Origin of the sequence: Natrialba hulunbeirensis JCM 10989, from assembly GCF_000337575.1 — an archaeon.
Taxonomy (GTDB): Archaea; Halobacteriota; Halobacteria; order Halobacteriales; family Natrialbaceae; genus Natrialba; species Natrialba hulunbeirensis.
In genome coordinates, this window is record NZ_AOIM01000013.1 from 119,718 (window position 1) to 136,650 (window position 16,933).

Below are 16,933 nucleotides of genomic sequence, written 5' to 3' on the forward strand. Positions count from 1 at the left end.
GGTCTTTGGAGAACGGATACCTATCAGCGACGCTATCAGCGATGGATTTTGCGGGGAACGAGTCCCTGCTGGCGACGGGTGCCTGCCGAACACTCATCCCCTTCGAGCGCGTGATTTTGCACCTATATGGGGTACACAGAGGACTTCGTCAACGCCGTTCGCCGCAGTTTCGTCCCGCAGATACACTACCTGTTACAGGGCAGTTTCGACGGCTACGCGGTCAGCCACACCTCTGCCGACGAGTACGCGCTCACCGCCCACTGCTCCGAGGAGACCATCGAGGAGGTCCTCTCCTCGCTCGGCTTCTCGCGTAATCCAATCGCGGCGCTGAAGGTGCGCGCCGACGGTAACACCTCCGAGGGGTCGTGGGTCTGGCGACCCTCACCGCTCTCGTCCTATCAGGTCCACGTCGTCCTGCACGAACTCGAGAACGAGGCCGGCGTCGATGTCTACGCTCACTGGGAGTGCTCGTGGATCCGCCATCCGTACAAACACTACGCCACGCACGGCTACGACGCCGAGAAGGGCGTCACCCTCGCCCGCCGCTGGCTCACGAACTACGCAGGCGAGGAACTCGAGGGTCGCGGCATCGAGTTCGAGATCGACGACTCGCCGGCCCGCCAGGCGAGCGAGTATTTCTCGCTGTCGTACTACCAACTCGAGGAGGCGGTGGCCGGTGTCAGGTCGCGGTTGCCGCTCGTCGGCGGTGACGGATCACTGACGATCGAACGGGACGAGGAACGTGACGGCGTCTCGCCGCGGATCGTCGATCAGTAGCGTGTTCTGTTGTTCTGTTGTCTCTCCGGCCTGAAGTGGCGGTGAGCAGCCTGCTCTGACTCCTCCCCCTGAGTTGCCTCGGGATGGCACTCGTGACGCCCTGGCAGGTCCGCCTCTCTCGGTGGCGTTGCCTCCGCTGAGTGAGACCGAACGATGGGTGCTGCAATAACTCGAAAACGAGAACAGGGACCACGACAAATCAAGGCTCGTACTCCCGTCTAGACACCGTTTCGGATCCGTTCCTCAGCCGCCGCCAGCGCGTGCTCGCGGTCGAACTCCTCGATAATCGCTACCAGTTCGTCCTCGCTCGCCGTCGCAAGCTCCTCGGCGTGTGCCGTCATGTTCGGCACCGCTCGGATGATGTTGTCGACGATCGGAACCTCGGCGACCTGTGGCGAGCGCGAGAGCGGGTTCAGGTCGATCACGATCTCGGTTTTCTCCATCTCCTGGAGAGCTTCTGCACGGTCGCCATCTTCGAGCGGGACGACGACTACGTCCGCCGCATAAATGCCGTCGGCGTCGACCTTCGCCCGCTGGTGGTCGAGGTTCGGAATACGAGCGTCCGCAGTCAGCCCCTTCACGTCCTCGGCACCGTGCTCTCGCAGATGGTCGGCGATCGCCTCGATTCGCTCCGGCGTCCGGTTGAAGAGGTTCACCTCGAGATCGGCGTCCACCGCCTCGGCCAGCTCGACCATCTCCCCAGGCACGAGCGCGGCGACGTTCCCGTTGATCGATAATACTGGCTTTTCGGCGAGCAGCAGGTGGGCCGCCGCCGCCCGCTCTGCCGCGTCGGCGCTCGGAATCGTCTCCTCACCCAGCAGGTAATCGAACGCGCTGCCACGTCCCTCCGCGTGCATCCCCTGCAAGTGCGTAATCCCCTTCTCGACACCGTTCTCGATCCGGTGGCGGGTAATCAGATCCTGATATCTGGGATGATCCTCCGGAATCTCCTCCTCGTGTTGAACATCTGCCGAGACGGTGTCGTACTCGCTCACGATCGAGTACTCGAGTGCGTCGATAAAAAGGAGACCGATCTGCAAAAAACGGCGTCGGAATCAGTCGTTCGACGCCGTGCTACAGCGCAATTACTCCGTGAACGTGATCCAGCCCTCTGGTGCTTCGGCTTTCACGTTGTTCATCGCCTCGCGGGCGTTCGTCCGGGACTCGTAGACCTGCGTGCTCTGGGCCATCGTCGAGCCGTACTCGTCGACGAGCCGCCAGACCCAGCCGTCTTCGTCCTCCGCAGTGTGGAGTTCGAACGAGACGCTGTCGATCTCGAGGATGCTCGCTGCGTCGATCAGTTCGCGGACGTTCTCGAGTGCCTCGCGAGCGGCCTCGCTCGACTCGTGTGATTCGGAGCCGGTGGCGACTGTGCGGCCGTCCTCGTCGATGAGCCGCCACTGCCAGCGCTCGTCCTCGTCGGCGACGAGTTCGAACGAGGCGACGTCGAAGTCGACGCGGCCGGCCATCGGTGCGAGCTGGCGGACGGTTTCGATCTCCTCGTGGAGTTCCTCGCGGCTCGCTGCGGTGTCGACGGCGCTTGCGAGGACGGTGCGCTCGCGGTCGACGAGGTCCCAGCTCCAGCCTTCCTCGTCATCGGTGACGCGGATCGCGGCGTCCTCGATCGTGAAGATCGGTGCATCGTCGGCGTGTGCCTTGAGATCCTCGACGATCTCGAGTGCGGCGTCGCGTTCCGCGTAGGTGTCGGTTGCGTCGGCGATCTCCTCGCGATCACGGTCGAGGAGTCGGTAGCTCCAGTCGCCGCTGCGGTAGAGCTGGATCGTGACGGTGCCGATCGTGTAGTCCTGTGCGGTTTCGGCTGCGTCGCGAACGGCAGGGATAGCGTCGACGAGTTCGTCGCGGGTCGCGTAGGTGTCGCCGGCGACGGCGACCGTTTCGCCGGTCGGGAGGACGAACCGCCAGTGCCAGTCGTCCGCTGCGTACGGCTGGAAGATCGCCTCGTCCATCGTGCGCACGTCGGAGTCGAGATGTTCGAGGAGCCGGTTCATCGCCTTGCGTGCGGCACCGCGGGTGGGGTGCGTCGACGGATCTTCGGCGACGAGCTGACCGGCTTCGTCGATGAGCCGCCAGCCCCACTCGTCGTCCTCGTTGACGAAGAGTTCGAAGGCGGCGGTCTCGATCTCGAGCAGTTCGGCGTCCGGTGCCTGCTCTTTGAGCGTCATCATCGCTTCTGCGGCCTCGCCGCGGGAGGTGTGTTCTGCGCCGCTGTCTGCGAGGACGTTGCCGTCCTCGTCGATGAGCCGCCAGCGCCACTCGCCGTCGTCGGCCTCGTAGACCTGGAAGGCGGCCTCCTCGAACTCGATGAGTTCGGCTTCGCTCGCCTGCTCGCGAACGCGCTGGATCGCTTCGGTCGCCGTCTCGGCGTCGTAGTGGGGTTCGGTGCTTCCGGCGATGACGTCGCGGTCTTCGGTGACGAGCCGCCAGTGCCAGGAGCGACCGTCGTCTGCGCCGCCCGCACCGCCGTCGCTGTCCGCAGTCGCCGTCCCGCCGTCGGTCGAAACCATCTGCTGCTCGTCGGACGTTGCAGGCAGGGCGTCGCCCTCGTCGTAGGTCAGTTCCTCGCTGTCGGTCGGGTAGACCTCGTACTCCGCGTCCTCGATCTCGACGACGTCGGCGTCGCGGGCGTGCTCTCCAAACGTATCGGTTTCGTGAGTTGCGTCAGCCTCCGTCTCGGTGTCGCTCGGACTCTGGGCAGCGACGTGTTCGGACTCGTCGATGAGCCGCCAGCGCCACTGTTCGCCGGTCTGATAGCGTTCGTAGGTCGGTTCGCCGGCAACCGTCACCGACGCAGTCCCGAGTTCCGAAAGCAGTGCGTCCGCAGCTTCCTCTGCGTCCCGCCGGGCGTCGTACGCATCGGTTGCGGCGGCGAGCGGCGAATCCTGATTGTCGACGAAGCGCCACGACCAGCCGTGTGCGCCGTTGTCGCCTGTCCGCTCGTAGAGTTCGGCACCGACGTGTTCGAGGTCGAGCACGCGTGCCTGGTCGAATCGCTCGGCGAACGTCCGTGCGGCCGTCTCGGCGTTCTCCTGCGTGCCGTGGCCGTCTGCGCCCGAGGCCAGCGGCATCCGCTCGTCGTCGACCAGTTGCCAGTGCCACTGGTCGCGTTCTTCGGCGTACGTGAACGCTGCACCGTCGATTTCGATCACGTCGGCCGTCGGTCCGCGATCCTTGAGGAAGCTCACGGACTCCTCTGCACCATCGCGCTCGCTAAACTCGCCAGCACAGGTGCCGACGACGCTGCCGTCGTCCCGTGCGAGCGTCCATTGCCAGCTTCCGTCTCTATCCTCGTAGAGCCGGAACGCGGACGTGGTGAGTTCCATCAGTCCGGCAGAACTGATCTGCGACTGGACACGCTCTATGCCCTCGGTCGCCTTCGGCCGGGTCACAGCGCTCTCGTTGCTCGTCGCCAGCGCTTCGAGGTGGAGGACGTTCCACTTCCAGTCGCCGTTCTCGTCACGGAAGACGGCGAACTGGGCACCCTCCAGCGCGTCGCCGGTGAGAATCGGTGGATCTTCCGTGTCGCCCTCCTCTTCGACGAACATCCCCTTCCGACCAGTCAGGACGGGGACTAGTGCGGTGACACCCGCGATAATGCCGACACCGATCGTGTAGACGAGGATGACGTGGACGCTGTAGTCCGTGCCGAGCTCTCGCCAGTTGTACGGATACGCCCACGCGAAGAACGCAACGCCGCCAAACGAAATCAGCAGTCCCAGCGCACTCACCTGAATCCCCCGTTTCCGAACTGGAAGCATGAGAACGATCCCGAACAGACAGAGTGCAAGTCCTGTCCCGGCGATGACGCCAGACATTCTGATCAGTCCGTACGTGTCTGCGTCACCCGCATAGCCGACGACGAACGTAAACACGGCGGCTGCGGCGATAACGTAACCGACAATAAACAGCCAGTAGCCGTAAACGTCCTTCGTCGAGTCGGGTTCCCCGACGTAGCGTTCGTACAGCCGGTACAGTTTGTGGTGAACGTCACTTGGTGAAGACATTCGAAATGTGAGCGGAGAACTGCAACCCACCATAATAAACCTCCGGCCACCTGGCAACAGGCAGATATGTAAGAATTTGTTTAGAAGGCCGACAACGGTTTCAACTTTGATTTTTAGAACCGGTGTGGTGATCGGCCGGGAGTGGCGGCTAAACGGACGTCTCTGAAACGAATGGACTGCTTGAAGCGATACCAGCCACCCTTGTTATCGAACATATCTGTGTTGTGACTGTCTTGGTACCCAAAAATAAGCCAACAAACTGGTCTGGTAGCCGAGAAGTGTACCCGGATAAATGAACAGTCGAGACGACGGGCGATGCGAGCGGGCAACTGTCCAAACTGACGACGACCTACCGCAACAGCGCACCCGCGGGATGGGTCGCACAGACGGACGGCTCGTAGCCAGCATCCGAGAGCCCGGTTCCGAGGGCGAACACCGTCTCACCAAGCATCGCCATCGATGCCTGCCCGTTAACGTCTGTTACGTCACCGATCGTATGTGCGACCTCCTCCGTTAGCAGTTCAGCCTCACGCGCGAACAGGCGCGAGGCGTACATGAACGACAGCAGCGTCGGCTCCTCGACGACGCGCGAGAGCGCCTCCTTCCCTGCAGCCGTCAACTGGTCCGTCTCACCCGCAAGCACGTCTGCTGTCGACAACTCTCCAAACGAAACGTACTCGACACGGGCACGCGCCGGAATCGCATCGAGTTTGTTCTCCTGTGGCCCACCCGGCTCGAGTCGGATTGGAATCCCGCCACAGTCCTGGGCGACGACATCGCCGAGTCCCGTCCCAGCCTGTACTTCCGCGCCGTGGGCAATCGTGACGAGTTCGTTCCGGGATAGCTTACAGCCAAACACACGGTTCGCGGCAAGCGCCGTTCCGAGCGCCATTGCACCCGAAATACCGAACCCCGCTCCAAGCGGTAGATCCGACTCAGCCTCGACACGAGCGACTACGTCGAGCGTTTCGAGAACGATGTCGACCGGTTCGATCTCGATCATTTCCCCGTCGAGGATGACGATCGACTCCGAGGCCTCCTCGGCTACCGGTTCGACCGTCACCGTCACGCCGTCGGTCAGCGTCAGCCCTGCCCCCCGCGATCCGGCCATCGTCGGATCGTCAGCGGGATGAGCGCTGAAAAAGCCCGTAATGTGCCCTGGTACGAACGCCGTCGCCTCCTCGCGCATTGGCGACCCTTGCGACTCGGACAGTATAACGTTGCGGATTTGGGCGACTACGACCGCTGCTGCTGGCGTTTTGTCGTTTCCATCACACTTCTCGTTCCCGACCGGCCAGGGTACTCGAAACGGTCGCACCGACGAGCGCAGATTCGATCCGGCGCAGTGTCTGACCGACGGCGCTCGCCGAACAGTCCAGTTCCGCCGCGATATCGCTGTAGGTCGCCTCCCGAGGGACCTCGTAGTAGCCATGTTCGTGTGCGGTCTGTAACACCTCCCGCTGGTGAGCGGTGAGATCGTGATACGGGGGGTTCGACGTTGGGTCATACCGCGTCACGTTCTCGACCGTCAGTTCCGCGAGTTCACGGGTTTCATCGACGAGTTGCTGGACGTCCGCCATTGGCCCGGCGACCGTCACGCGCAACGACGAGCGGTCGGGGTCGACGAACCGCATCGGATACTCCACGATCACGCCGTAGTTTCGATGCGGTTCGAGAATTGCGCGATTGAACGCCGTCGGCTGGTACCGAAGCTGCACCATCGTCGCCTCCGGTGTGACGATTACCTCGCTGTCGTGCAGTCGTGGTAGCGTCTGATCGAAGCTCGCACGGATCTGTGCGGGTGCACCTGACACCTCGAGAAACACCGTGATCGTCCCGTCTGCGAGAACGTCAACGTCGTGGATCGCCTCGAGCGTCACCCCACGGTCTCGCCACCGCGTTTCCGTCGGGTCGAAGTACTCCTCCTGTGGAGTGACAACATATGTCACTCGTTTCATACAGCCCACGACAATAACCATTGGTAAAAACGTTCCGCACACTTCGGCCACCATGATAGACATCGTATCAAGACAGTCGTTGTTCCCTGTGATTCGGCCCCGAATATAAACGGATTCGTCCGTGAAGAATTGCGGCTTTGCATACGGCGCGCAACGGTCCGAATGCGCTATGGCAACACCTAACATCCACACGACGACCGAGCGCGGATCGATTGAGGCAGAGCACGAACAGACAGCTTCCGGGACGGCACACAAGCAAACACCTCCTGAGACAGATCCAACCGAGCAGACCCACTCACGCGACGGCGCAGACACGTCGACACCAACAACCCGCAGATCACTCCTCGCCGCCACCGGCGCAACCGTCGCCGGTCTGGCAGGTGCAACCGCCGCCTCGACCCCCGCTGCCGCACTCTTCAGCGACGTCGAGACCATCGAAATCGACGACGGGTTCTTCGGCTGGAGCGCCGACGGCAGCCTCCCCGTCGCCGACGAAGTCTACGTCTTCATCCACGGCTGGTTCGGCGACTCCACCGCACAGAGCCAGGCTGAAGACGTCCTCGACACCATCGAAGACGGCGGCTACGAACCCGACGAGGCCGTCGTACTCGAGTGGCCCGCGAGCACGCTCAACTACTTCGGTGCCGAGTCGGATACCGAAGACGTGGGCGAGGTCGCCGCGGAGCTTGCCGAGGAGTTCTACGACGACGGCGGCGGCAACCTGCGATTCGTCGGCCACTCGCTCGGCGGGCGGTGTGTCCTCTGGACGGCGACGAAGCTGAGCTCAGGCTACGAACTCGAGACGGTCGCGCCGCTCGGCGCTGCGGCCGACGGCTCGGAGGTTTGCGGCGATCCGTGGAACGACGGACTCGAGAACGCCTGCGAGGTTCGCAACTACCATTCGGAGAACGACTCGACGGTTGGCGCTGCGTACGGCGGGCTCTTCGATACCGCGCTCGGGAACGAGGGCGCGGACTGTGATCCGGCATCGAACTACACGGATGTCGACGTGACGGATGACGTGAGTAGCCACATGGACTTCCTCGGGAACGAGGCGGTCGGTGCGGATATCGCGGACGCGATTCTGGACGGCGACTGTGGTGACGGTGGCGACGACGATGATGACGATGATAACGGCGGCTGGTGGTGACTACGGCGTCGAACACACTCGTCGCTACCGAGTTAGAACTGCATCGAAGAGTGGAGCCGCGACCCGCCTGTAGTGAGGGTCGTTGTACCGGTTACGGGCTCAGCCGCTGGCGGTCTCGCAAGACGTTGCTCGCTAACGCTCGCAACGACTTGCTAGCTCTCAACGTCTTCGTCTACGGACTCAGACGTTGACGATCGCGCGGGAACACGGTCGGACGATCCGCGACCTCCCTGCTCCCGCTCGCCGACCATCGGCGAGCTCTTACGGGCTCAGCCGCTGGCGGTCTCGCGGGAATAGCGCGGGACCACAGGTCCCGCGAACACCCACGCGACCGTTACGGCGAAAGCCGTTGCCGGTCGCGTGGGAACAACACAGCCTCTCGGATGTTATCCAGTCCGAGAATCGTCATGATCAGGCGCTCGCCACCCAGGCCGAAGCCGGCGTGGGGCGGCATGCCGTACTTGAACATCTTCGTGTAGTACTCGAACTGGTCAGGGTCGAGTCCCTGCTGTTCGAAGCCCTCGATCAGGTGCTCGTGGCGGTGCTCACGCTGGCCACCCGAAACGAGCTCCATCCGCGGGTGCATCAGGTCGAAGCCGGTCGAGAGCTGCTCGTCGTCGTCGTGGTCCTTGATGTAGAACGGCTTGATCTCGCTCGGCCAATCCGTGATGAAGTAGTGGCCGCCGACGTCGTCACCGAGCGCTTTCTCGCCCTCGGTTGGCAGGTCGTCGCCCCAGACGAGTTGCTCGTCGAGTTCGCCCGTCGCGTTGATGCGCTCGATGGCCTCCTCGTAGCTGAGCCGCGGGAAGTCGCCCTCGGGAACCTCGAATTCGTCTTCGAGGCCGAGCGCCTCGAGTTCCTCGCTGCAGTTCTCTGTGACTGCCTCGTAGGCTGCCTTCACGATGCCCTCGGCGACGTCCATAGCGTCGTTCTGATCGCAGAACGCGCCCTCGAAGTCGATCGAGGTTGCCTCGTTCAGGTGGCGTGGTGTGTTGTGCTCCTCGGCGCGGAAGATCGGGCCGATCTCGAAGACGCGCTCGACGTTGGAGCCCGCGATGAGCTGCTTGAACAGCTGCGGGGACTGGTTCATGAACGCCTCCTCGCCGAAGTACGTGATCGGGAAGAGCTCCGTGCCGCCCTCGGTACCCGTCGCGACGATCTTCGGCGTGTTGATCTCGGTACAGTAGAACTCGCGGAACTGCTCGCGGACCGCGCGCAGGATCTCGGCGCGGATCTCGAAGACAGCCTGAACCTCGTCCTTGCGCAGGTCGAGGGTGCGGTTGTCGAGGCGGGTCGAGAGGTCAGCGTCGACCTTCCCCGATGGGTCGAGTGGCAGTTCGGGGTCCGCGGCGGAGATGACGTCGACCGATTCGGGAGTGACCTCGACGCCCGTCGGGGCGCGGGGTTCCTCCTCGACGGTGCCGGTGACGCTCACCACGCTCTCGCGGGAGACGCCGAGACCGGTATCGACGAGGTCGTCGTCCATCTCGTCCTTCTCGAACTTGACCTGGATCTTTCCAGTTGCGTCTCGGAGAATCAGGAAGGCGATCCCGCCGAGGTCACGGATCTCGTGCACCCAACCGGCGACGGTCGCGTCGTCGCCCGGTTCGGCGTCGGCAGTGTAGGTTCTGTCCTGCATACCACCCGATTCCCGTCGCCGCAACTTAAGCGCAATCGTTCTGGATCGGCAGGTGGTGTCTCGAGTAGGCGTGACGAAAAAGAAGATCAGTACGGGGNATTCCCGTCGCCGCAACTTAAGCGCAATCGTTCTGGATCGGCAGGTGGTGTCTCGAGTAGGCGTGACGAAAAAGAAGATCAGTACGGGGTGACCGACGCCTGTGTGCGCTTGAATTCCGAAACGTTGCGCGTAAGAACCGGTTTATTGGCTTCGATCGCCGTGGCAGCGATCATCGTGTCGACTGCGCCGATCGGCTGGCCACGCTGTTGCAGTCGCCCGTGTTCAGTGACGGCTCGCCGAGATTCCTCGAACCCGTACGGCAGCACGTCGACGCGCCCGATAATCGATTCGAACCGGTCGCGGCGTGGCTCGGGAAGCCAACGTCCGACTTCAGTCACTGTGAGTGTCGAGAGTGACGCGTCACGCCAATCGAACTCGTCTAATTTCGCAATCGCTGCGTCGTCCGCTGCGAAGAGATCGATGAGGAAGCAACTATCGAGAAGAACCATTCGAATCTCCCGTCTCTGCTTCCTCGTCGAATCGACCAGCAAAATCACGACGAAACGACGACGATTTGCGTTTCACCGCATCAAGTTCGTCTTCATCAACGAAGCCGATGAGTTCGCGCAACGGGTCGTCGTCATCGACGAGTAACCGATCGACGACATCGCTAAAGCTCTCGTTCTCGTGTTTCGCCCGGTCGAGACGACGGTACGTCTCCTCTCGAAGACTGATCGTCTTGGACCCCATCTGTGTATCTGTGGTAGTAGTTCTGTGCTCATAATAATTGTCCGCACAGCCCGACCTATTTTTGCCGCCGACCGACTGTGGTCTGGTATGACCGACCTCGAACACCTGGCGTCCAGCATCGACGACGCGGAGACGGCAGTCGCGTTCACCGGTGCCGGAATCTCCGCACCCTCCGGCGTCCCCACCTTCCGCGGCGACGACGGCGTCTGGGACGCCTTCGACGAAGGGCAGTTCACCTACGGCCGGTTTCAGCGCGATCCCGCGGGCTTCTGGGCCGACCGCGTCGACCTCTACCGAACGATGTTCGATGAGCAGTACGAGCCCAACGCGGCACACGACGTGCTCGCCGAATTTGCTCGCGACGAGGTGCTGGAGTCCGTTCTCACGCAGAACACGGACGGGCTCCACGCGAAGGCGGCGACTCGAGCGAGCAGCGGCGGCGAGACCGGCGAAGCCGAAAGAGAAACCGATGGCGACGAGTTCACAACCCACGAGTCGATCCTCGAACTGCACGGCAACGCGAGGCGCGTTCGCTGTACCGACTGCGGGACTCGAGTGGACAGCGATCCGATCGTCGAGCGAGCCGAGGACGGTGAACTCCCGCCGCGCTGCGAGTGCGGTGGCATCCACAAACCGGACGTGGTGCTGTTCGGCGAACAGCTTCCGAAGACGGTCCTCCAGCGCGCCCGATCGCTTGCGCGCGAGAGTGACGTGTTTCTCGCCATCGGCTCCTCGCTGGTCGTCGAGCCTGCAGCCTCGTTGCCACGGATCGCCGCCTCGAACGGCGCGACGGTGGGGATCGTCAACCTCGAGTCGACGCCGGTCGACAGCGTGGCGGACGTCTGCCTGCGCGACGATGTGACGACGGTGTTGCCACGGCTGCAGGAACTGGTCGACTCGAAAGCGTCGGCGTGACTCGCGGGTGAAACGAACCTGGCGGGTGAAACGGATCTCGCGGCTGAGACAGACAGCGTACGTCTACGAAAAACAAGCTCAGACCGGGTTCAGGCGTCGTTGGCCGCCTCGACCGTTTCCCGAACCGCGTCGACGCCCTCGTCGTGTGCGAGGTCGCCGACGACGATCACGTCGGCGTACTGGGCCATCGAGTACGCCGAGTCGTAGTCGTGGATGCCGCCGCCGTAGAACAGCGTCGCGTCGTCGACTGCACCGCTTGCGGCGTCGACGATGTCCTCGTCGCCGAGCATGCCCGAATACTCGACGTAGACGATTTCTTGGCCGAACATCCGCTCTGCGACCTCGGCGTAGGCCGCCACGTCGTCAGCGTCCAGATCGCAGTCGGCCTCGGTGTAGGTCGCCACGTCCGCGTCCGGGTTCATCACGATGTAGGCCTCCGTTGCGGTTCGGTCCCAGTCGAGGCCGTTGTCGATGCGTACCCACTCCTTGTGCGCGCCAGTGATCCAGAACGGTGAGCCAGCGTTGAAAACGGTCGGGATAAGGTACCCCTCCAGCGCCCGATTGTCGATGACGACGTCAGGACTCGATGGTTCCTGATAGAGCGGCACGTCGTGTTCAGCGCAGGCATCGACGACGGCCTCCATGTTCTCCTCCGTGATCCCCATCGTGCCGCCGACTTCGATCGCGTCGGTGCCCGTGGCACAGAGATCGCCGTAGGTGATCCCGTCAGGTAACTCCTTGTCGGGGTCTATCTTGAGAATATGGTCCCACTCCTCCCAGGGCGTCTCGGCAGTCATACCGCCTCGTTTCCCGAGGGGTGAGAAAAACGCTACGAAACGAACCATCTTTGATAGCATCGTCGGCACCGATTTGCAGCGCCTCGTGGCCGCCAACCGCCAGCCGCCGCTCCTACCAGCACTCCGTGAACTCCTGCCCTTACTCCGCGATCCAGACCATCTCCTGCGTCGCCGTCTCGAGTGACTCCAACTCAAAGCCACCGAACACGTCCCACGAGGCAAACGGCGAGAGGCGAAAGAGCAAATCGAACTCGGCTTTCGAAACGAGCGACAGTTCGTGGCTGCTGTCGACGACCAGTGACTCGTCTGCGTCGAGGACTTCCGTTTGGACGCGAACGCGCTGTTCGACGGCGTCGACGACGGTGGATCTGGTCCGGTGGGTGTAGCGCTCGCCGTCGACTTCGAGCTCCCGTGCTCGCCACTCACCGTAGTGTTCGGCGACGATTTCCGGATCGGGAACGAACGCGTTGAGCGCCAGTCGGCCGTCGGGGCCGAGCGCACTGTGCAGGGACTCGAGTGCCGCCAGCCTGTCGTCGACCGTCTGTAGGTAGAGAAACGCCCGGAAGGGGATAATAACGAGGTCGTACTCGCGGCCGGGTTCGGGATCGAACGTACGCATATCGGCCTGGCGAACATCGACTGCCAGGTCGTCCTGCGCGGCTTTGTCGCGGAGTGCGTCCAGCGAGTCCGCAGAGACGTCGATACCCGTGACATCGACGCCGGCCCGACGGAGTTCGAGATAGATTCGGCCAGTGCCACAGCCGACTTCGAGAACGGGGCCGTCGCACTCGAGTGCGAGATCACGGTAGAAATCGATGTCGGCCTGTTGGGTGTGGACCGCGTCGTAAAAGGGTGCGATGCTATCGAACGAGTCGGCAGCGGTCATACCGGTTCAATGCACACTGTTAACAAGTACGTGTTTGTGGTGTGGTATCATCCAACANGCGATGCTATCGAACGAGTCGGCAGCGGTCATACCGGTTCAATGCACACTGTTAACAAGTACGTGTTTGTGGTGTGGTATCATCCAACAGTAGAGTCCAGCACGGCTCTCGTCATCTCTTGACACCCCTCATTTCGACGCCGCTCTTTTCGACCCCGCTCAACTGCAGGTCGAAAACGGAGACGAACAGCGAAACAGCCCTATACTCCCTGACTCATCAGGTGACTACGCAGCACGTCCGCGTCCTTGTTCCCCGTTCCCGTATTCAGGATAACGACCGTCTCGTCGCCGTCGAACTCCCCGCGCTCTGCGAGCGCCCACGCGCCGCTAGCTGCGGCCGCGCAGGTCGGAGCCATCTCGATGCCTTCGTGCTGGGCTACCTGGATCGCCGCATCGAGGATTTCGGTATCGTCCGTCGCCACCGCACCGCCGTCGCTCTCGCGCAGCGCCTCGAGTATCCACGGGCTCGCGCCGGGGTCCGGAATCTCGATGCCGCCGCAGATGGTGTCCGGCGTCTCGACCGGGTCGTGGACATCCTTACCCTCGTCGAAGGCGTCGACGATCGGGGCACAGCCAGCCGATTGGGCCGCGTAGAAGCCCGGCAGGTCGTCGGTGAGCCCGAGGTCGACGTACTCCTGGGCCGCCTTGTACATCCCGACCAGCCCGACCCCGCCACCGGTCGGATAACAGATCGCGTCCGGCACCTCCCACTCGAGTTGCTCGACGAGTTCGTAGAACATCGTCTTCTTGCCCTCGTGGCGGTAGGGCGTGACGAACGTCTGGAGCGGATACCACTCGTCGTGCTCCGCGAGCCCCTCCTCGAAGGCTGCACCGGCGTCGCCGATCCGACCGCCGACGACGTTCATGTCGCCGCCGTGGACGTTGACCATCGCCTTGTTAGTAAACCCTGAGCGGGCGGGGAGGTAGACGTTCGACTCGAGGCCGGCACGGCCGGCGTAGGCGGCGGCGGACTGTCCGGCGTTGCCAGCGGAGGCGAGGGCGACCTCGCTCGCGCCGTGGCGCACCGCGGCCGTGACAGCGAGCGTCTGTCCGCGGTCCTTGAAGGTTCCCGTCGGGTTTCGGCCCTCGTCCTTGATCAGGACGCGCCCGACGCCCATCTCCGCGGCCAGTTTGGGACACTCGACGAGCGGCGTCGCGCCCTCGTCCATCGTCACGGCTGAGTCGCGAGTGAACGGCAGCAGCTCCTCGTAACGCCACATGGAGTCGAATGTCCGCGACTCGAGCGTCTCGCGGTCGAGTGCCGCACCGATCGCGTCGTAGTCGTAGGTCGGATCGAGAATGCCGTCACAGTCGGGACAGCGGTGGGTCACCTCGTCGGCATCGAACGTTCCGCCGCAGTCGTAGCACTCGAGTCCGGTGAAGGCGCTGGTGGTTTCGACCGGGGGTTCGGTCTGTGGTTCTGTCTCCGCGACTGGCTCCGCATCCGACGCTGACTCTGTGTCCGGGTCTGGGTCCGGGTCCGCCTCGTTGGTCATACGCGGGCGTTCGCTGTGTAGACCTATAGTAGCCACTAAACCGGAGCGAGCTTCGGACGCTCGACTGATCGGATGTTCGTGCGACGGGACGTGCGGGCGTTCGTCCGGTGAACGAGCAGGAACGGTGAACCGAACAGGGACACCCCCACCGTGGAGTGTGTCCTGAGAAGGTGTCGTTGATTCGAAGAGCGAGGGCTGTATTCAGTGGGGAGGGCCGACCAGGCAGAACTCGGGACACGACCCTCAATAACCAATACTCGAGACCCGGGACTCGGAACTCGAGACTCAGTAGTCAATACACAGTTGGGACTCAGTAGTCAGGAGTTGCAACCGGAAACCGAAAACCGGCACCCGCAATCGTCGAACAGCAAACAGATGTCGACAGGATCGTCTGCGGGTCGTTCAGTTGTCGCCGGCTTTCGACTGCCACTCGTACTCACGGCGCTTGGCGGACTTGCCAAAGCCGCAGGACGAGCAGACCTTCTTCTTCGTGTGGTAGGACTTCTCTCCGCAGCGACGACACTTGGTGTGGGTCGTCTTGTTCTTCTTTCCTTGGCTCGGGGTTCCTGCACCAGTCATGGAGTGATCGAAACGACGTTATCGCCGCGTATAATGGTTGTGTCTTCGACCGGCTCTACTGCTGGTGATTCCGTCTCAGCCTCGTCGTCGCTGTCAGCGCCATCGGCGGCGTCCGCGGCAACCTCGAGGACGAGATTCATGTGCTGGTCGTAGCCAGCGAGTTCGCCGGCGAACTCGTCGCCACTCTTGAGTCGTACCGTCACGCGTTCGCCGAGCGACGCCTCGAGGACGTCTAGCGGTCGTCCACTCATACGAAAGACCGCAGTTGACGGACACTTAATCGTACCGGTCCAGTGCCCGTGTGCGTGCGGTCCGCTCACTCTCTGGGAATCAGACTGCTCGGTGTACGCAGAGTACTTGCTTTCGCCGCCGTGAGACAACTCACGTTCCACATTCGCACTCAGATCCGTGCAAACCGAATCGATAAGTGGTCGCTCGTTGACTCACCTCCCATGGGTGACGTCAAATTCACCGTTATCGAGTTGTACGTCGACGGCGAACAGGTCGGACCGCGCTCCATCGGCTCGCTCCTCCCGTTCGGGACCGTCACAGACGACGAGCAGGCCGAGCTCGCCGAAGCCGCACAGGAAGAAGAGGGTGTACTCGAGTCCGATGCCGACGCGGACACTGAGACCGACGATGACGACTCCGGCTCGAGTCTCATCGGCGCGCTCATCGCACTCGCGTTGCTCGTCGCTGCGGGTGTCGCCGTGAAAAAGTATCGCGGCGGCGACGACGAGCCACCGGAGTACGAACCTGAAACCGAACCCGACGTCGTTGTCGACTGAGTCGTCGAGTAATTCGGTGGCCTCAGTCACGAGCCACCCGATCTATCCGACCGCAGCCGAACGCTTTTGCGCCTCCCGGTCGTACTGACCTACGTGAACCTCTATCGTAGCGCCCGGACCGTCGCCGGCGCCTCCGGGACCGGTGACGACGCAATCGACTGGCAGTCCGCGGCCGACGCTGCGAAGGCGGCGACCGACCCGGGCTCGCTCGCACTCGAGTCCGGCGAGCGCGAGGGCTATGCGCGCGACGTTCGCGACGCCCGTGCGGCCGTCCGGTCGGTCGCCGACATGGAGTTCGACGTGCCGGAGACGATCGAGATCCAGAACCGCCATCACTGGATCGACGCCAACGTCGCCACCTTCGAGCGCGTGATGGGCACGCTCGAGACCCACACCGAGACGTTCCCGGGAATCGCCCGTACGATCAACACGGGCACCATGACGGTCCTCCTCGCGTTTCTCGGCCGGAACGTGCTGGGACAGTACGATCCGCTCTTGCTCGCCGAACGGCCGGCGGACGACCACGCGCTGTACTTCGTTCGGCCGAATATCCGCAACGCAGCGGAGGTGCTCGAGGTCGATCCGGACCGATTCCGTCGCTGGATCGCGTTCCACGAGGTGACTCATGCCGCCGAGTTCGGTGCCGCGCCGTGGCTCTCGGACCATCTCGAGAACCGAATGGAGTCAGGCATCGCCGCACTCTCAGACGGCTCGTTCGACCGGGATTCGTTCCGCGACCTGGACGCCGCGATGACCGTCGTCGAGGGCTATGCCGAACTCCTGATGGACCACGCCTTTGACGACGAGTACGAGGACCTGCGCCGGAAATTCGACGCGCGCCGGCAGGGTCGTGGCCCGCTACAGAAACTGTTCCGACAGTTGCTCGGCCTCGGACTCAAGCAGCGCCAGTACGAGCGCGGCAAGGAGTTCTTCGAGCACGTCATCGCCAGTCGCGACCTCGAGACGGCAAGTCTGGTCTGGGAACAGCCAGAAAACCTGCCGACGCACGACGAACTCGATTCGCCGGGGCTGTGGATTCGGCGGGTCGAACGCTGAGCGCTTCTTCTGGCATCACTAGCT

At 63.0% G+C, this 16,933-nt stretch carries 17 protein-coding genes; 5 read left to right on the forward strand and 12 right to left on the reverse strand.

Annotated elements, in window-relative coordinates; translation table 11 throughout:
• The first annotated feature begins 126 nt into the window (after positions 1-126).
• Entirely contained in the window at positions 127-777 is a 651-nt protein-coding gene (locus C483_RS04330; protein WP_006652135.1) for a hypothetical protein, read from the forward strand.
• A gap of 218 nt (positions 778-995) precedes the next feature.
• On the opposite strand, the gene C483_RS04335 is transcribed toward C483_RS04330, so the two are convergent.
• From C483_RS04335 to C483_RS04350, 4 genes are all read right to left on the reverse strand, one after another.
• Positions 996-1,772 (reverse strand): 4-phosphopantoate--beta-alanine ligase, encoded by a 777-nt coding sequence (locus C483_RS04335; protein ID WP_049912423.1) that lies wholly within the window; start codon positions 1,770-1,772, stop codon positions 996-998.
• Positions 1,773-1,862: 90 nt separating this feature from the next.
• The gene (locus C483_RS04340; protein ID WP_006652137.1) at positions 1,863-4,799 is read right to left on the reverse strand and encodes a DUF1508 domain-containing protein; all 2,937 of its coding nucleotides are present in this window, start codon (positions 4,797-4,799) and stop codon (positions 1,863-1,865) included.
• A 349-nt stretch (positions 4,800-5,148) separates the two neighbouring features.
• Positions 5,149-5,988 carry a pantoate kinase gene (locus C483_RS04345; protein ID WP_006652138.1) on the reverse strand — a complete coding sequence of 280 codons (840 nt, stop codon included), beginning with the start codon at positions 5,986-5,988 and terminating at the stop codon, positions 5,149-5,151.
• An 82-nt stretch (positions 5,989-6,070) separates the two neighbouring features.
• Positions 6,071-6,757, reverse strand: a complete 687-nt coding sequence (locus C483_RS04350; protein WP_241431470.1) for a helix-turn-helix domain-containing protein — start codon at positions 6,755-6,757, stop codon at positions 6,071-6,073.
• Between the two features lie 169 nt (positions 6,758-6,926).
• On the opposite strand from C483_RS04350, the gene C483_RS04355 reads away from it, so the two are divergent.
• Positions 6,927-7,907: a hypothetical protein gene (locus C483_RS04355; RefSeq protein ID WP_006652140.1), complete on the forward strand. Its 981-nt coding sequence runs from the start codon at positions 6,927-6,929 to the stop codon at positions 7,905-7,907.
• Between the two features lie 334 nt (positions 7,908-8,241).
• On the opposite strand, the gene aspS is transcribed toward C483_RS04355, so the two are convergent.
• The 3 genes from aspS to C483_RS04370 all read right to left on the reverse strand — a co-directional run bounded on the left by aspS (position 8,242) and on the right by C483_RS04370 (position 10,335).
• Positions 8,242-9,546, reverse strand: coding sequence for an aspartate--tRNA(Asn) ligase (aspS, locus tag C483_RS04360; protein ID WP_006652141.1), 1,305 nt, complete (start codon positions 9,544-9,546; stop codon positions 8,242-8,244).
• Between the two features lie 176 nt (positions 9,547-9,722).
• Complete coding sequence (locus tag C483_RS04365; RefSeq protein ID WP_006652142.1) at positions 9,723-10,094, reverse strand: type II toxin-antitoxin system VapC family toxin; 372 nt, start codon at positions 10,092-10,094, stop codon at positions 9,723-9,725.
• Positions 10,078-10,335, reverse strand: a complete 258-nt coding sequence (locus C483_RS04370) for a DUF7557 family protein (protein WP_006652143.1) — start codon at positions 10,333-10,335, stop codon at positions 10,078-10,080. Before C483_RS04370 ends, C483_RS04365 begins: the two co-directional genes overlap by 17 nt.
• A gap of 87 nt (positions 10,336-10,422) precedes the next feature.
• Between C483_RS04370 and C483_RS04375 the strand changes: the two genes are divergently transcribed.
• Positions 10,423-11,250 carry an SIR2 family NAD-dependent protein deacylase gene (locus C483_RS04375; RefSeq protein ID WP_006652144.1) on the forward strand — a complete coding sequence of 276 codons (828 nt, stop codon included), beginning with the start codon at positions 10,423-10,425 and terminating at the stop codon, positions 11,248-11,250.
• An 89-nt stretch (positions 11,251-11,339) separates the two neighbouring features.
• Here C483_RS04375 and C483_RS04380 read toward each other — a convergent pair whose 3' ends face one another.
• From C483_RS04380 to C483_RS04395, 5 genes are all read right to left on the reverse strand, one after another.
• Positions 11,340-12,047 (reverse strand): phosphoglycerol geranylgeranyltransferase, encoded by a 708-nt coding sequence (locus C483_RS04380; RefSeq protein ID WP_006652145.1) that lies wholly within the window; start codon positions 12,045-12,047, stop codon positions 11,340-11,342.
• A gap of 139 nt (positions 12,048-12,186) precedes the next feature.
• A complete protein-coding gene (locus C483_RS04385) occupies positions 12,187-12,933 on the reverse strand; it encodes a class I SAM-dependent methyltransferase (protein WP_006652146.1) in 747 nt (248 codons plus the stop codon).
• 257 nt (positions 12,934-13,190) lie between these two features.
• Positions 13,191-14,486: a threonine synthase gene (locus C483_RS04390; protein ID WP_006652147.1), complete on the reverse strand. Its 1,296-nt coding sequence runs from the start codon at positions 14,484-14,486 to the stop codon at positions 13,191-13,193.
• A gap of 402 nt (positions 14,487-14,888) precedes the next feature.
• Positions 14,889-15,065, reverse strand: coding sequence for a 50S ribosomal protein L37e (locus tag C483_RS19355; RefSeq protein WP_004216919.1), 177 nt, complete (start codon positions 15,063-15,065; stop codon positions 14,889-14,891).
• Complete coding sequence (locus C483_RS04395) at positions 15,062-15,316, reverse strand: LSM domain-containing protein (protein ID WP_006652148.1); 255 nt, start codon at positions 15,314-15,316, stop codon at positions 15,062-15,064. The genes C483_RS19355 and C483_RS04395 overlap by 4 nt, the downstream gene beginning before the upstream one ends.
• Positions 15,317-15,517: 201 nt before the next feature.
• Between C483_RS04395 and C483_RS04400 the strand changes: the two genes are divergently transcribed.
• The gene (locus C483_RS04400) at positions 15,518-15,853 is read left to right on the forward strand and encodes a hypothetical protein (protein ID WP_006652149.1); all 336 of its coding nucleotides are present in this window, start codon (positions 15,518-15,520) and stop codon (positions 15,851-15,853) included.
• A 93-nt stretch (positions 15,854-15,946) separates the two neighbouring features.
• Positions 15,947-16,909 carry a zinc-dependent metalloprotease gene (locus tag C483_RS04405; protein WP_006652150.1) on the forward strand — a complete coding sequence of 321 codons (963 nt, stop codon included), beginning with the start codon at positions 15,947-15,949 and terminating at the stop codon, positions 16,907-16,909.
• Positions 16,910-16,933: the final 24 nt, after the last annotated feature.

Bases quoted from the DNA above. Each gene is read 5' to 3' on its own strand.
- C483_RS04340 (WP_006652137.1), bottom strand. From the start codon at position 4,799: ATGTCTTCACCAAGTGACGTTCACCACAAACTGTACCGGCTGTACGAA.
- C483_RS04395 (WP_006652148.1), bottom strand. From the start codon at position 15,316: ATGAGTGGACGACCGCTAGACGTCCTCGAGGCGTCGCTCGGCGAACGC.
- C483_RS04330 (WP_006652135.1), top strand. From the start codon at position 127: ATGGGGTACACAGAGGACTTCGTCAACGCCGTTCGCCGCAGTTTCGTC.
- C483_RS04400 (WP_006652149.1), top strand. From the start codon at position 15,518: ATGGGTGACGTCAAATTCACCGTTATCGAGTTGTACGTCGACGGCGAA.
- C483_RS04375 (WP_006652144.1), top strand. From the start codon at position 10,423: ATGACCGACCTCGAACACCTGGCGTCCAGCATCGACGACGCGGAGACG.
- C483_RS04355 (WP_006652140.1), top strand. From the start codon at position 6,927: ATGGCAACACCTAACATCCACACGACGACCGAGCGCGGATCGATTGAG.
- C483_RS04350 (WP_241431470.1), bottom strand. From the start codon at position 6,757: ATGAAACGAGTGACATATGTTGTCACTCCACAGGAGGAGTACTTCGAC.
- C483_RS04365 (WP_006652142.1), bottom strand. From the start codon at position 10,094: ATGGTTCTTCTCGATAGTTGCTTCCTCATCGATCTCTTCGCAGCGGAC.
- aspS (WP_006652141.1), bottom strand. From the start codon at position 9,546: ATGCAGGACAGAACCTACACTGCCGACGCCGAACCGGGCGACGACGCG.
- C483_RS04390 (WP_006652147.1), bottom strand. From the start codon at position 14,486: ATGACCAACGAGGCGGACCCGGACCCAGACCCGGACACAGAGTCAGCG.
- C483_RS04380 (WP_006652145.1), bottom strand. From the start codon at position 12,047: ATGACTGCCGAGACGCCCTGGGAGGAGTGGGACCATATTCTCAAGATA.
- C483_RS04345 (WP_006652138.1), bottom strand. From the start codon at position 5,988: ATGCGCGAGGAGGCGACGGCGTTCGTACCAGGGCACATTACGGGCTTT.
- C483_RS04370 (WP_006652143.1), bottom strand. From the start codon at position 10,335: ATGGGGTCCAAGACGATCAGTCTTCGAGAGGAGACGTACCGTCGTCTC.
- C483_RS04385 (WP_006652146.1), bottom strand. From the start codon at position 12,933: ATGACCGCTGCCGACTCGTTCGATAGCATCGCACCCTTTTACGACGCG.
- C483_RS19355 (WP_004216919.1), bottom strand. From the start codon at position 15,065: ATGACTGGTGCAGGAACCCCGAGCCAAGGAAAGAAGAACAAGACGACC.